This window comes from Prevotella sp. oral taxon 313, from assembly GCF_003043935.1.
Taxonomy (GTDB): Bacteria; Bacteroidota; Bacteroidia; order Bacteroidales; family Bacteroidaceae; genus Prevotella; species Prevotella jejuni.
On sequence record NZ_PYXE01000001.1, the window covers coordinates 592,063 to 607,643 of the forward strand.

The window sequence follows — 15,581 nt, forward strand, 5'->3', positions numbered from 1 at the left end:
ATGAAAGACACGCAACGAGTAAATGGCTTACATGAGAAATAACAGATTTGCAGGATGTTAACAACGACAAACTAATCAGTTGAATGAGACAATCAACTTGTCTACCCGTCTACTTGTCCACTTGTCAACTCATTCTTAATGTGTCTGTGTTCTTATCCTTACCAATACATCCTGTTGATCTTTTTCTAATTTGAACTTCTCAACAAAAAAGTAATCTTTGAGTTGATTAAGTAGCAACTTATTCTCCTGCTGATACTTCTCTCCCTTCTCAAGTGCCAAGGAGTAGATATCCTTATATTGCTCAAAAGGCGCGTAAAACTTTCCCAATAGTTGCTGGAAATGTGTCTTAAAGTATTCTTTATCATCAACACCAGTCTTAGCTTTGATAAAATAGAAGTCATAATCCTCATCCAACCATTTCTGTATCTCTTTACAAAAACACTGTCTTACCTTCATTTTCCACGCAGTCTTCTGACTTTGATTATCTCTCGCATACAGTGAAAGAACGTAAAGGAAGTTCACATCATAATGGGACAGCAACAGTGTGTCACGGTCAAAGAGTCGGTTATCAAACTGTACCCGCTTGTGCCTGTTTCTCTTTCTGTCGGTTTTCTCTATATTGTCATCGTCATAACTGAACATTTCATTCAGCTTTGCCGATATAAAGAAATTAGGTAGGATATTATAGCCTTCTGTCACATCATCTCGCAGGCGAACACCCGAAGATGGCTTATCACCATTGCTAAAAATATCAATGTTCCATTGTATAACATTCCGTGCATAGGTGTATTGCTTATAGATTGACTGACTTCCTAACTCATGACCAATCTTATAATACTTACTATCCCCGATATAATACGTTTGCTCGTTCTCCCCAGCAATAAGACTCTGTGACGTGAACAGATGATCAACGATTTTCCCATCCTCTTGCTGTTTCTCCATACCATCTGGCAATGGGTTATCGCCTATCAGTTCATCAATAATGGCTTCAAAAACAACATAGAAGTTTTTAACCAACAAGTAGTCCCGTTGTTCAGTGGCAACCATCACCTGCTGTGCTTCGTCGAAGAAGTTATAACACAAATGCCATAGCTGTAAGGCTTTATCAGAGAAATACTTATACTTTATCTGTCGTAAACGTGTCTTACCAAATCCATTGAGATAGGTATCAAAACGCTTACCGGTAATGAGCTGGAACTGGCAACAGATATCCTTCGGAAAACCGTAGGTGTCACCAATATAATTTAGGATGGAAAAGAAGATGATGAGTAGTTCTTCATCAAAGTTTATCTGCCTTCGCTTGTTAACTGGGTTTAGATAGACAGCCTGCTCATTCTGAATAATAGCAGTCTGTGTTGCTATCGTTCGTTGCCAATTAATCTTGTTCAGACCACTATGCAGATTTTTTATGATAAAGAAGAAAAAACTTTGATTGTCTTGATTGAATTGTATCAGCGACAGAAGAATATCAAGGTAGGTATTACTCTGTCTGCGTCCTCGATGACACATCTGTGCTATATATGATTGACAAACTATTCTCGTATCATTACGTCTATCATTCTTATAGACCACAATGGCACGATATATCCACACAGCAAACTTATAAAGAAAACTACGCTCTTTGGAGTCGAAAGTATCTAAGTTGGCTATATCCTCTGGCTTATACTTTCCAAAAACAAGTTCCTGACCGTCAACATCCTTCAGCAAAACCTTAGGAAGAATAAAGACACAATCCTTGAGTAGCATATTATAATAATACCCTACGTAATGGATAGACACCCTACCCTCCATATTCTCTAAGGCATCAATACCATAGAGAATGTCCCTGACCTTAGAGACATCGTACTGATATTCTTCTATAAGGATTCGCATAACGAGTGTCTACTGCTGCTTTGAATACTTAACAAAGACCTCACGCATACGAAGTATTCGTGTAATAATAAGATCGAAGATGGTAGTCCAATGTTCCTTATCCTCAAAATCTATATTGTCTATCCGCTCTACAATCGTACTTGATTTCTTTTCTGGATTCTCACGCCACTCATACGTTGTATCCATCTCTGCTTCAATATCCTTTTTCTGATCAGCAAGATGATAATAAGTATCTGTGGTTCTATCGAAATATACTTGCAGTGCAATAGCACGCTCCCAAAGTTTCAGAACTACAGACATATAGAAATCAGCACCAGACACATAGAAATTCTTCCAATGATCCTTACCAGCCTTCTTGGTTCCTCCAAAGTAAGTCTTAAAGTCGTCATTCTTTTGTGCATAGGCTAAAAATGCCTCCCAAAAATCATAACGCTTTCGTTCTGACACCGACCATGTAGCCCTTGGATTCTCGGAGTCATCGGTATTCTCTGCCTGTCCGTTATATTCCTCTTCGCTTTCCTCAACTGGTGTTAAGCCTAAGTTACCAAGGAACTGTGCCACTTTCTCCGCCCTTACCTTGGTCTTCATTTCGCCCTCAGTATAGAACTTTGCAAACGTTAGTTTTCCACCTTCAACTGTATCATCAAAGATAGGACCTACTAAATCGAAGTCCTTAAATACATCATTCCAAAGGTAGAAGACAACCTTACCCACAAATGTCTCTGCGCTAATAACGCCTCCATGTGCCTTACAAAAGAAATAGCCCAACTTCTTATCCTCTGAATTGGTCGTGCTCTCTATCTTCTTGTTTATCTCCTCTAAGAACTGCCACCAGTCATATCGACTGCCCGCAACATCAATGACATAACCTTTCTTTGCATCCGATATTGGCATATAGCTCCAATCCCAACGACGCTTAAAGGCTGAGTCTATAGGGAACAAACTCTGATCGCTGGTATTCATCGTTGCCCAAATAAACAGATTACTTGGTAACAGAAGAATATTTCCCTCCAACACCTCGCTCACTACATCACGACCACCATAAAGGCTATTGATGGCACCTGCTTGAGGAATAGTCAATCCCTTTAGTGCTTTAGCCACATAACGTTTCATATCGGTATCTGCTTTCACAGGATAGTCAGAGAAGCCGCTATGGTTGCGATCTAAGAGCTGAAACAAATCACCAAAGATCTGTGCACAATTACCTCGATTAATCTCTTCTATCACTAAGAACTGTCGCTGTGGATTGCCTTCGTCACACGCAGCATACTTCTCCCACGCAGCAATATATGCTTGTAGAAAAGCCTGTGGAACAAACTCATAGACAATCTTCTCCTCCGTCAGTATCTGCGCATGCTCAATGACAGGATGTCCCGACAAGTCACGCATCGTTATCTCTCGCGTCGTCGGCTTATATGCTCCCACAAAAGAAGAATAGTCACTATCAGGATGGAATGTAGTACGGATGACATCCTCCCCCTTTATCTCCTGATTGATTGTAAATGACTTACCAGTACCAGGTGCACCGTAGAAGATTTGCTGGCGGGGGAGACTGCTTACGTTATTCTTTACTTTATGAGTTGATTGAAGAACCATTTGAGCCATTACCGACAGTGTTGACGTATAACCATACTCAAACTTATCTATCTCACTGCGCCCAGACAATGCTTGTCTTGCAGATTCAGATGTAGCATCAGAATGCTCACTCCAATAGTTTACATATTCTTCCAACAGACTCTTTGAGATGGTACGTAAGCCTGTAGCACCTTTACTTGTTGACCTTACCAAATAACATAATCTGTCTTCATCAACTATCTCTACCTGCCCATTGTTTGATACATCACCAATCTGTAATCTGTTATTCAACCCCATAATTTATATTCATTTAGCCTAAGATGATTTAGTTATATCCTATATCTCGATAATGATAATGAGCCATATAACTAAGTAATATACGTGTTTTGTCATCGACTTAGAGAACCGTATTCTTTCACTCTTACCGCAGTAATTCTATGTGATTACATTCTCCTTGCTCTGTACACAACAGTGTTATATATACTCTCTGCAAAGATAATCATTTTCAAACAGAATGACAAATAAAGACAGAAAAAACAAAGGAATACAAAGACAAAGGAACAGAAGACAGAATGACAGAAAGGACAAAAGTCATAACGAAGCGAAAGCCATAATGACATAAGGGAAAGAAAAACAAAATGACAAAGCCCCCCAACCAATGGTCACTGACCGAATTCGTCATTTAAAGTTCCTATGAAAAAAAGAAAAGGCTCCCAAACCCTTCCCTTCGGAACTGCAATCCGACGCGGTATTTGTGAAACCTTTCCTATTTCTGTTGCAAAGATACAACTTATCCAGCTAAAAACAAAAAGGAGTTAGGAAAAATGCCCCAACTCCTCTTCTGTTTTTATCAATTGATTTTAGGTGATTTATAAGCTGATGTCTGATACCAGTTCGTATCATGCTTATATCTTGATACCGCTATAGACGGACTGACGCCATGCCGTTTAGCCTCTTTTGCTATAACACTGACAACCTTATGTGGAGACAAAATTTTACAGCCTGCCCCAATAATTTTATTCCATACATCATCAGGAATGAGTTGCTGCCTTGCAAAGGCATTAGCTTCTTTTTCGCGTGGATCTTTGGAATAAAGAGTTTCTTCTGTAGATATAAACGCCTGATTATCTTCCGAAAGATGCCTTTCAATATGACACAACTCGTGAAGAACATCAAAAGCTAACTTATCCATATCATTATAACGATAAGTAACCGTGATTACAGGACAGCCATCTACCAATGTAGAATAAGCATCAACAGGCGTTTTATCTAATTTCTCAACATAAAGATAGGCGATTCCATACTCATTAAGGCAGTCCTTTATACCTTGTGTCGAAAGTGTACCGTTATTCGCCATATGTGCAATCTCACTTGCTGCCTTCAATCCATTTCCCTTTTGATACTTCTTATCTATTGTTGCACGTGATATTTCCAACCAATTAAGAATAAGCCAAGTTTGCATATTCTTCTCATCAATGTGTACTTTCTCACTATGCTTGTAACGACCAACTACCTGCAGACTCAACTCTTTAGATGACAGTAAATCAAAATCGAATAATGCTTTTAATTTCGTTACTCGCTCAATACATGAAAGAAGTGACAAGTTTAACCGCTTATAAAGCTGCTTTAAGTTAAAAATACCCGCACACGATTCTTCGTATTCACGAGCTTCTTGTTCTTCGCTTTGCTTTTCATCCATAGCTTTACGGTCATACATATAACCGCTATGCAGGTTCATCCAGGTTTTATAGGGTATTCCTAAATGACTCTCTAACTTCATTGCCAAATCATCATTCAGGTTTCGTTTACCGCGTATAAAGGCATTCAGATGAGTTGCCTGCACACCAATCTGCTTTGCAAAATCCTTTTGCTTGATACCACGTTCCCGCAACTCTTCACGCAAGATTTCTCCTGGGTGGATTGCCCTGACAGGAACTAATCTGTTATTTCTTGTTGCCATAATGTGTACTATCAATTTCTATTAATTCTACTTCAATGCCATCGTCCGTCTCTGAAAACAGCAGCCGCTCAACCAATCCGTTTACAAGTCGTACAGAACTGATAGGCTTGTCCTTCTGGTGTCTGAGTTTCTCATAGTGTAAGAAACTAAATGCTTTTAGTTCTTCAGTTGACTCAACGTTATAGATCATACTAACGGCACGGATATAGCCTCCTATCAAGCGTTTGTTCTTACAAAGTTTCTTGTATTTTTTATCATTGGTCTTACCGGTTTCATATAATTCGGACAAGGCTTCTTCCTTGAAAATTATATTCATGCGGTGAAATGCTTCAATTATATAGTGCAAAGATAGAATAAAATTACCAAAAAAGGTAATTTAGAAACGACGTTAACACTTTTTTATAAGTATCTTTATCCCATATCGTCCATTAGAGCCTAATAACTTATATGGCTTTAACCCAAGAATACAAAAAGAGCCGCAAGGATGCGGCTCTATATAAGGTAGGACGGCTGCGGAGCTTGAAGTTATCGTACTTATATGCAGACACTCATCCTACTGTAAAGAAGGCGGTACAGCATCACTGTTAGAAATCCTTTCCAACATAGCCTCTGTGTTCTCTACTGCAAAGATACAATTTTATCAACCAAAATACAAGTAAAACTCATGGTTTTTCTACATGTCTGTATATTCCAATTCACTCATCTCCGTACTTTCTCCCCCTACATATTTAATGCTAAAACGTTGACTCAATAGCTAAATACATTACCTGCAAACATTCCTTTTTTCGTCTACCCTCCGCACTTATCCAGCCTGATACTTATCATCAGATAGCTATTAATTCTTAATATATGGCTGCAAATTCTGTGTCCTCTGTCGTCTGCTTGCAGACGTTTGTGGGTTCCCCCGTTAGCAGCTTGGCCTCTGTTCATCTGTGAAAATCTGTGAGAGATAAAACTCCCAATGTCTTAAGACGTTCGCAGAAAGTCCTCTGTTAAATCTTTGAACTCTGTGAGAGACAAAACTCCCAACAACTTAAGACGTTCGCAGAAAGCCCTCCGTTAAATCCGTGAACTCTGTGAGAAATAAAACATACCACGACCTAAGACGTTCGATGAAAGTCTTCTGTTCAATTCATGATCTCTATGAGAGACAAAATTCCCAACGAACCTCTCATCTCTTTTTTGGTTCTTACGAAATATGGAGTAATAAACTAAAACTCTTATATAATAAACCACACAGAGACACTGAGGGGACAGAGCTAAAGGCAATCTCACGGAGATGCTGACGGCACATAGAGCGATGGAGCTGTAGCGTACAGACTCCTGACAGCTCTTGGGATAAACGCTTTGGACATAAAGTCACTAATAAAACCCGCAACCAACATCCGTCTCTCCACACACCGTCGGTGCCTCCATGCCATCACTTGCTTTGTTTTAATAATCCTCCGCACCCTCCATTTCTCTGTGTGACATTTCGTCAGAAACCTAAGTTTAGGCGGATCATTAACACTCTAAAATTATGAAGAACGCAATTTGTATCAGTGTCTCAAACGTAAACTAACGATGCGATACCGAGGTCAGCGACTGTTTCGTTAATTCTATATCGTTTGTATATTGACCATTTTACTTGTTTTCTGTAGCCATATATCTTTGCGTAGGTGCAGTTTTGGCTTCCTGCAGCGCACACAGACTTCCATCTTCCAAAAGTGAATCTATATAGTTCCGCTTCATATAATAGCGGTCTGATAAGTTCAACTCCCTTGCTATCTCAGCAAGCGTCCGTGGACTCTTACAGAACTCCAAAATCCTTATCTGTTTTTCTTCCTTGTGCTTACTCCTTGACTTTTCATCAATTACTCCTTGACTTTTACTCCTTGACTTTTCATCAATTACTCCTTGACTTTTACTCCTTGACTTTTCATCAACTACTCCTTGACTTTTACTCCTTGACTTTTCAACTTTTCTAAAGTTCTGATTAACCCCATAAGAAGTCCAACGTCCTCTGCTTTCTGTAACAAGAATGTTCCTTTCAACCAACGAGTATAAGAGTTTTCCTACTTGTAGAGAGTTTTTGTCTAAGAGAGTTTGTATCAAACTATTCTTTACAGTTCCTTCTGTCAAAGCCACTGAGAGAATCAAGACTTCTTCGTTATCAAGCGACTGAAAGACTGTTTCACCAAGAATAGTACGTAGCTGCTGTATACATTCTTCTGATATAACAGATGTCATAGAAATTGTCAACTCTACTGTGTGTAAATCATTAGATTCACAGAGTAATGGCTTTCTCCAGTTTTCTTTCTTACAAGCATCTACAATAGTCGGGAAACCAGAACCAATATTATCACCATAGCCCAGCATACGTAGCATAGATTGGATATGAGGGTTACGTGCTTTAGAATTTCCTCCCTTGTAGATATCTGCAATAGGCAGTTTCAGAGAACCTGGGTTGGAAAAGTAGAACCGATCATCATGCTTCTCAACTCTTAATACTCCTTCTATCATATAATCTGCATGGATTACCAGGTTGGTCAATGCTTCACGAATGGCTTTATGTATCGGCGTATCGTCTTCTCTTTCTGTACCTTTAAGAATAAATGGGCGTCTTATGTCACGTACTAATTTTGCTAACACACGGGTAAAGAAATTATAGAGATTGTTCTCCCAACTACCATCATAGGTCATCCTGTCGCTCCAACGACTATCTGGTTGTAGGTTTGTCATATCCAAATAGTCCAAACGGATATTATCAAAACGCTCTCTTATAGCTAATCCCTTTCCAAACATAAAAAGACCAGCCAAGGTCAGTCCCTCTCGCCCAGTTGCTCTATCCTTGGTATATCCTCCTAAATTTCTAAGAAACTACTTGTCATCATAATCGTTTAATAAATGTTCTGGGTGGGCAGAACGAAACCTATTGCGAAAAGCACTCAGCGTGGGAATGTCTATATCTTCCATATTATAATGGTCTATCAAGATACCATCGTTCCCAGCATCATTAGAGTCGCGTATCATTGCTTTTACCTCCTCCTCGGTGCAATGATAATCTCCTTCATGATTCCGCTTATAAGTTCCTTTGTTTAGGTTTTCATTTAAATAAATAGGACGTTGTCGATAATCTGCCTGAGGAACATGTATAGACAACAGACATCTCCCTTCATACTCCACAACCTCCACATCTGTGTCAGTCAGAATGTTGGTACTGACTTTATCACTGTTTAATGTGTCAAAAAGTTCCTTCTTTAGTTTCTCTGGATTCTTGATACCCGTTGTCGTGTAGAGTAGATTTCCTTCTCTTCCTTTTTGTTCTGATATCCCCAAAAGAATATAACCACCAATCGTATTGGCAAAAGCAGAATAAGTCTCCCATACAGACTTTGGGATACTATTCTCTGCCTTTTTCGTCTCAAAATTGATTCGCTCTCCCATTAAGAGTAACGTGGTAATATCTTTTGTTTCCATATTCAATTGTTTGCTGCGAGTAAGCTTTTAAGTTCCTTTATCTCATTGTAGATCTTCATCTGCTTACAGGCTCAGTTAGTAAGTGCAAATTTAGGCAATCTTTTCATAAAAGCATTGAACTGGTGATGCAAAATTCATTTTTTCTTGGTTTCATCCTTATCATATACACAATCTTTGTGGTTCTCCCGAGATATACAGTAATAACAAAAGTCCTTACATAAAGGCACATAGAGACACCGAGTGGACAGAGGTAAAGGCAATATCACAGAGGGGCCGATGTCACAAAGAGCGATGGAGGTGTAGCGTACAGACTCCTGACAACTCTTGGGATAATCGCTTTGGGCCATAAAGTCACTAATAAAACCCGCAACCAACCTCCGTCTCTCCACACACCGATGGTGCCTCCATACCATCACTTGCTTTGTTTTAATAATCCTCCGCACCCTCCTGCTCCCAGTGTAATAATTCTTCAAAGTTCTAAACTTAGGCGGCTCTTTTCACTCGCAAATCTCTTAAAAGGCCCCTTTTTCTCACAGAACTACACAGAAGAACAGAACTCACAAAGGCCCACAGAGACATTAAGTCAACCGATGACACAGACCCTTTCAACTAAAATTGTCTATAACGTTCTGTGATATCTGTCGTCTGCTTGCAGACGTTTGTGGGTTCCCCCGTTAGCAGCTTAGCCTCTGTTCCTCTGTGAAAATCTGTGAGAGATAAATTATCCAACGATTCACTTATCTTAGTTTTCTCACAGAACTACACAGAAGAACAGAACTCACAAAGGCCAACAGAGACATTAAGTCAACCGATGACACAGACCCTTTCAACTAAAATTGTCTATAACGTTCTGTGATATCTGTCGTCTGCTTGCAGACGTTTGTGGGTTCCCCCGTTAGCAGCTTAGCCTCTGTCCATCTGTGAAAATCTGTGAGAGATAAAACTCCCAACGCCTCAAGACGTTCGCAGAAAGCCCTCCGTTAAATCCGTGAACTCTGTGAGAAATAAAACATACCACGACCTAAGACGTTCGATGAAAGTCTTCTGTTCGATTCATGATCTCTATGAGAGACAAAACTCCCAACGAACCTCTTATTTATAGACTCAGTGAGAGATAAAATTTCCATATAGTCCCCTCTCCCAAAGTATTACTTCCCACAGTTCAAACCCCACAATCATCAAGAAATCAGACCGTTACACATACCATTCAAGACCATGCCTGTCTTACTTCAAGAAGGGCGTCTTCTCCATGCAAGAAAGGCATGTTCTCAAATACAGAAAGGCCCCTTCTTCTTTTTTAATACGCACGCATTGCATTCATGTGGGGCAAAACAAATTTACATCAAGATAAAATACTCCTCCCCCTCACATGCCTTCCATTCTCCCCACCCGTTTCCTTTCCACCCCCACTCCACTCCCTTTCCGTCCCCAGCCCACTCTCCCCTCTCCGTTACTCCCCGAACTTGTTCATCTGTTACCCTGTCTCCTCTCGCATACAACTTGTTAACTCGTCTCCCCATCAACTCGTCAACTTGCCCGTTACTCCTCGAACTTGTTCATCTGTTACCCTGTCTCTTCTCGCCACCAACGTGTTCCCCTGTCCCCCTTTCTCCTGTCTTCTTACCCTGTCAACACCATCTATTAGCCCCTTATCCTGCCCTTACTTGTAAACTATTTTTATCATCTTACTTTTTTGTCGGTACTAGTCTAAAACACTGCAACGCTAATTCTTCCCTTTTTGTCACCCACTTCTACCGTCAAAAAAATAACTATCAGTAAAACAAGTCATTAACATGTCACACAAAAGAAGAGGATAAGGTAAGATTTAGAAGTCCAAAGCCACGAACACAGACAACACACAGAGAGAAAAGAAACAAAACCCCTCAAAATTCGACTTATTTGTATATTTATTTCACAACAACCCACGATTCCCTCCCTATCCGTCGCAGTCAACCTCCTAACTTGTCGTCTACACCCCCCAAGTAGCTACTAAACTGTCGCACCATACTTACCTTTCTGTCGCATCATACTTACTTATCTGTCGCCGCTAACTTACTAATTTGTCGCCAAACATCCTTGTAACTCGTTGAGTGTTAAATGTTTCAACGGTCCTTACTAAATCTTATAAAGATTGTATAACGATAATCTAACCTGAGAAGAAGTTTTTTAATTTAAAAGTATATAGAATTTCTTGCCGTGTGTGAAGACGATTTTAAACAAATTTCTAATGCACCCTCCCTTTTTGTCGCACTTGTCTTCTCGCCCCCTCCTCACGCCCCACCCTCCGTTTTCCGACAACGTTCTCAGACGTTGGGCGGCGCGGATGGCCCGATACGTATAGCTCATTTCGATTTTTTCGGCACCTTTTTCTTATCCTTTTTCAGCCTTTTCTTTCAGTTTTTTCATGGCTCGTTTTCCCATAATTGTAGTCCATGCAAGATGCGCTCCCGAGCCCTTTTATCTTCTGTCTCTTCGTCCTTTCTATGCTTTTTGTCGCCTTTCAGTGTGAACAAACATGATATTTTAAGTGATTATAAATGATTATAAATATATCTTTATATAATTAATTACTATTATATTAAGTGCTTATAAATCAACTAAATACAATATTTACGGTTATTCATAGCTATTAAGAATTATACTACTGTTAGTTTTCATTTGGTAAGAAATATATAAAAATGTATCTTTATAAGAATATCTTTATATCTCTACCCTACCCCTCTACGTACCAACTCAGTTTTTCTTCTTTTTGTTTGTTTACTTTTCAAGTCGTTTGACCATAATTTTCTTAGTCGTTGTTCATCGTCGATTTGTATTCAGTTTACTATCCATTTCGTGTCCTCAAGCAGCTCTTCACAACCCCCAAAAACGGCAGAAAGCGACCTCCCTTTTTGTCGTCTTTCACTCTTCACAGCGGTCGAGTTTTTCCTCCCTTTTCGTCGCTTCTCATCAATCCTCGAGTCTTTACGCCAGTTATTTGCAGCTTCTTCGCCTACAAAGTACGTGCGACAGATAGGGAATGTATTTTTAACTGTCTCCTACCCTATCAGTGTTCTAACTCGTTAATAATAAGCATTTTACGCAGAAGAATAGCGTTATTTACGTAGAAGAAGTAACAAAACTTGTCACTTTTTTGTCGCACTTTACTTTCATCAACGCTTATAGCCTCACTGATTATCAGTCTTTTATCGTGTTTTATTAAGTGTTTTCTAAACATTCCCAATATGTCGTCTTCCTCCCTGAAGAGGTCATGTTCCTTATTTGTCGCAGCCGCTTTGTGCTTCTGTTCAGTTCGTTCAGATTGCTAAGAAAGAAAGATGTTCCTTTTTTGTCGACATAACCTGCGTGTGTATCGTCAGTTTTCTCTCCCTATTTGTCGCACTGACACCTACTAAGTGGATGGCTGTCCCCAGTTCTGTAAACATTTCTTACGCTTTCTTTCGAGTCTTAAATAGCTTATAACCCCCTGTGTTATTGAATTTTATGTATACTCTTTGTGTTTATAATAAAGTAATTAGACCCTTCAATGTATAGTCTTTTCATGTTTTATCATTCTATGTGTCCACCCCGTAAAGCCACTTGCACGGCAGCGAAAGGCCTCTTGCACCTGGTCTAAAAACGGTGACGAAATATGTTTCTATTACCAAGACGCTAACCATAGAAGTGCTAAAAATGACGTAGTCGACTGCTGCTTAATTCCCACATGATGGCTTTTGGCGACTAATAGGGAGCTTATCGATTCTGTCGGATAGGCTACTAAAGTTCGATATGTGAGCCGTTCGCACATCATCTTGTTCTGTGTTCTTCTGTGAGAAAAAGAAAGTACGCTCTCTATGAGATAACACGCAAACAAATCGCTGGTGAGTTTTTTCTCTCACAGAGCTCACAGATTTAACAGAACCCATTTGCGCACAGTTTCGAGCCCACAGAAGGCCTCCGGCATACAGATATCACAGAGCGTTAAAACTATCGTAGATACTAATAAGGGACAACACAAAGCCGATATCCTTCTTATAGGGGTATCTCGGTGATCACTCCCCTTCCCTCCGGGGGAGGGGTCGGGGAGGGGCCGCTATCTTTATGGGCCTTTGTGTGTTCTGTTCTTCTGTGTTCTTCTGTGAGAAAAAGAACATTGGAGACTCGTGGGGAAAGTTTTTATCTTACCGAGAACACAGAGCGTTACTGCTAAACTTGGCGATGAGGTTTGGGATAGATGAGAGTTCATAGGATGATAAAAAAATATTACATTGCTTTAAGAGAGACTTTTTCTAAATATGAGTATAATGTGTCTTGTGATTGCATTTATAACCTACACGAAATCAGAATGTTACGGATAGAATATGAGACTATGCCTTTTTTGCTCCAAGAAGGGCGTCTTCAACGTGCAAGAGGGGCATGTTCTCGAACGTAGAAGGACCTTTTCTCGGCACATGCTCGCACCCCTTTTCGAATGTAGAGAGGTTGGTTAGCGAAGAATCCTTACATTTCCTGCTCGCATACTTAGCATTCTTGCTGATGGTGCTCCCTCCTCCGTCCCCTGCTGTTTAGTTCTGCGAGGCATTGCTTCGTAGCCCCTCGCTCGACCAGCGGGGCAAAAGAGGCCTCGTCCCAGTCCCTTCCACGAACGCTTGATACAATAAATAGCAGGGGTGTTCGTTATGTTTATGATGATGTTAGGGCTGCGTATGGATGCTTGAATGGTAAATATAAAGTACAAAACACAGCGAAATTATTGAAGAAAAATCATACGTTTTGCGCTGATACTGGCACCCTCTTTTGCCCAGACCTAACTCTGTAAAAGTAGAAGGAGCGGACAATCAGCTATATATAGATAATGTTTGTCGTGGGCAGCCGAGCCTTGAAACAAACAAGACGGAGTGGGAATGATGAATGGGGCGTACTTTGAAGCATGCTAATAAAATGATTTATCAGAAGATGAATGATGCGGTGATGACATCAAAACAGGTTATGTAACCGATATGAAAGTCGCATAAACAATTAGAAAACCTATGAGACGAAGGTTTAGATAGGCTTGCACTTTACACATGAAATATAATTATGAACACAGAAGAAAATAATAAACAGATAGCTGAACTTGTGCAGCGACTAAATATGAAGTTTCCCAGTTCGTATGTTGATTTCCTATCCGAAATCGACAGAGGAGATGTGTTTGAAATAAAAGGAACAGGAATATGTATGTATTCTTACGCTGATCTGGAGGAAAGAAACCTGACGTATGAGATTGAAGCGTTCGAACCTAACTATTTTATGATTGGTCAGGACGGCGATTTAGCCTACTTTATTCGCAGAGATAATCCCAACGACGACTCGATATATTCAAATGATCTTGGAGCATTAGGGGCATCGGAGATGAAAAAGGAGGCTGATGATATTCTTCGTTTCATAGCTTTAGTCGAGGAGAAATAATTGTTTTGTCGATGTTTTAGGCTATTTGGAATAAGACGTAAAATACTGGGGGAGTATCTGACAACCATCTTAGTTCTGCACTGACGAATGGTTGTTTATGCCTTTTTCAAGCGGGGTGGAATGAGAAATTTACAAACGATACCTCTTTAATGGGTTGGCCCGATGAGCCTTACCGATGGTTTCTCTGATGCTAAAAAAAAGGCGATAAAAAGGGTGTCAAGAGTATTAACAGGCATTAGAAAGGAGACTTCTGTGCTAAGCGAAACTTAAGTAGGTTCGGATAGGGAGGAGCGTTCTATAACAGGTTGGACTTTGGAAGTATATAATAGTTAAATATCTGATATACAGTAGAGTATCGATGAGTAATCAAAAAATAACATGATAAAAGTGACATGGATAAAGAGCGTATTATAGAAAAGTTAGATTGGCTGTTTAAGTCGGCTTTATCAGCACCAGACCCAACCTCAGAGGAGTTTAAGGAAGAACAGTTCCTTTTCTTCGAGAACTATGTTCGATTTCTGCAAGATAACGGTTTTACCACGCGGGTTCTATTAAAGGAAAATGAAAAGGCGACGACTGAGTCGCAAATAAAAATTGGTGATTTGACCCCTGAAGGGTTGAAGTTTTATTTCTATGGGATAAGGAAATGGAGAGAGAAATACGACCGTGCGAAGGATAAAAAGAAAGCTATTAATGACTTTAATTTTATCGAGAAGAAACTGAAACAGTTTCGTGAACAATAAACTGAAAGGACTCGGAGACATTAACACCTTATTATATATAGTCGGCGTATCGGTGGGCATCACTTGTATTTAACCCTGTGTGTTCTGTTCTTCCGGGCTTTTCTGTGAGAAATAGAAAACACTTGAGAGTCGTGGATAGGTTTTTCTCTCACAGAGCGCACAGAGTTCACTGAGCCTTTTTGCGCACATTTCGAGCTCACAGAAGGCCTCTGGCATACAGAGTTCACAGAGGCCTTTCAACTAACATTAGCTGTAATGTTCTGTGAAATCGGTTGACTTAATGTCTCTGTGAAAGTTTGTGTGTTCTGTTCTTCTGTGTTCTTCTGTGAGAAAAAGAAAACACTTGAGAGTTGTGGATAGGTTTTTCTCTCACAGAGCGCACAGAGTTCACCGAGTCTTTTGGTGCACCTTTCGAGCTCACAGAACGCCTCCGGCATACAGAGTTCACAGAGTGTTTCAACTAATATAGAAACCATTAAGGGACAACACGAAGCCTACATCCTCTCCATAGGGGTATCTCGGTGATCACTCCCCTTCCCTCCGGG

At 40.1% G+C, this 15,581-nt stretch carries 8 protein-coding genes; 2 read left to right on the forward strand and 6 right to left on the reverse strand.

Features of this window, described 5'->3' with window-relative positions; genetic code table 11:
• Positions 1-135: 135 nt before the first annotated feature.
• From AXF23_RS02385 to AXF23_RS16205, 6 genes are all read right to left on the reverse strand, one after another.
• Positions 136-1,872, reverse strand: a complete 1,737-nt coding sequence (locus AXF23_RS02385; RefSeq protein WP_107624170.1) for an LlaJI family restriction endonuclease — start codon at positions 1,870-1,872, stop codon at positions 136-138.
• Positions 1,873-1,881: 9 nt separating this feature from the next.
• The gene (locus AXF23_RS02390) at positions 1,882-3,744 is read right to left on the reverse strand and encodes a DUF4268 domain-containing protein (RefSeq protein WP_107624171.1); all 1,863 of its coding nucleotides are present in this window, start codon (positions 3,742-3,744) and stop codon (positions 1,882-1,884) included.
• A 553-nt stretch (positions 3,745-4,297) separates the two neighbouring features.
• A complete protein-coding gene (locus tag AXF23_RS02400; RefSeq protein ID WP_107624173.1) occupies positions 4,298-5,407 on the reverse strand; it encodes a HigA family addiction module antitoxin in 1,110 nt (369 codons plus the stop codon).
• Positions 5,391-5,723 carry a hypothetical protein gene (locus AXF23_RS02405; protein ID WP_009010290.1) on the reverse strand — a complete coding sequence of 111 codons (333 nt, stop codon included), beginning with the start codon at positions 5,721-5,723 and terminating at the stop codon, positions 5,391-5,393. Before AXF23_RS02405 ends, AXF23_RS02400 begins: the two co-directional genes overlap by 17 nt.
• Positions 5,724-7,030: 1,307 nt before the next feature.
• The gene (locus AXF23_RS16200; protein ID WP_233251222.1) at positions 7,031-8,191 is read right to left on the reverse strand and encodes an ATP-binding protein; all 1,161 of its coding nucleotides are present in this window, start codon (positions 8,189-8,191) and stop codon (positions 7,031-7,033) included.
• Positions 8,192-8,266: 75 nt separating this feature from the next.
• A complete protein-coding gene (locus tag AXF23_RS16205; protein ID WP_233251223.1) occupies positions 8,267-8,866 on the reverse strand; it encodes an AlbA family DNA-binding domain-containing protein in 600 nt (199 codons plus the stop codon).
• Positions 8,867-13,924: 5,058 nt separating this feature from the next.
• Here AXF23_RS16205 and AXF23_RS02420 point away from each other — a divergent pair.
• Together AXF23_RS02420 and AXF23_RS02425 are read left to right on the forward strand one after the other, a co-directional pair.
• Positions 13,925-14,293, forward strand: coding sequence for an SMI1/KNR4 family protein (locus tag AXF23_RS02420; protein ID WP_107624175.1), 369 nt, complete (start codon positions 13,925-13,927; stop codon positions 14,291-14,293).
• 392 nt (positions 14,294-14,685) lie between these two features.
• Positions 14,686-15,036, forward strand: coding sequence for a cyclopropane-fatty-acyl-phospholipid synthase (locus AXF23_RS02425; protein ID WP_107624176.1), 351 nt, complete (start codon positions 14,686-14,688; stop codon positions 15,034-15,036).
• Positions 15,037-15,581: the final 545 nt, after the last annotated feature.

Bases quoted from the DNA above. Each gene is read 5' to 3' on its own strand.
- AXF23_RS02390 (WP_107624171.1), bottom strand. From the start codon at position 3,744: ATGGGGTTGAATAACAGATTACAGATTGGTGATGTATCAAACAATGGG.
- AXF23_RS02420 (WP_107624175.1), top strand. From the start codon at position 13,925: ATGAACACAGAAGAAAATAATAAACAGATAGCTGAACTTGTGCAGCGA.
- AXF23_RS02385 (WP_107624170.1), bottom strand. From the start codon at position 1,872: ATGCGAATCCTTATAGAAGAATATCAGTACGATGTCTCTAAGGTCAGG.
- AXF23_RS02425 (WP_107624176.1), top strand. From the start codon at position 14,686: ATGGATAAAGAGCGTATTATAGAAAAGTTAGATTGGCTGTTTAAGTCG.
- AXF23_RS16200 (WP_233251222.1), bottom strand. From the start codon at position 8,191: ATGTTTGGAAAGGGATTAGCTATAAGAGAGCGTTTTGATAATATCCGT.
- AXF23_RS16205 (WP_233251223.1), bottom strand. From the start codon at position 8,866: ATGGAAACAAAAGATATTACCACGTTACTCTTAATGGGAGAGCGAATC.
- AXF23_RS02400 (WP_107624173.1), bottom strand. From the start codon at position 5,407: ATGGCAACAAGAAATAACAGATTAGTTCCTGTCAGGGCAATCCACCCA.
- AXF23_RS02405 (WP_009010290.1), bottom strand. From the start codon at position 5,723: ATGAATATAATTTTCAAGGAAGAAGCCTTGTCCGAATTATATGAAACC.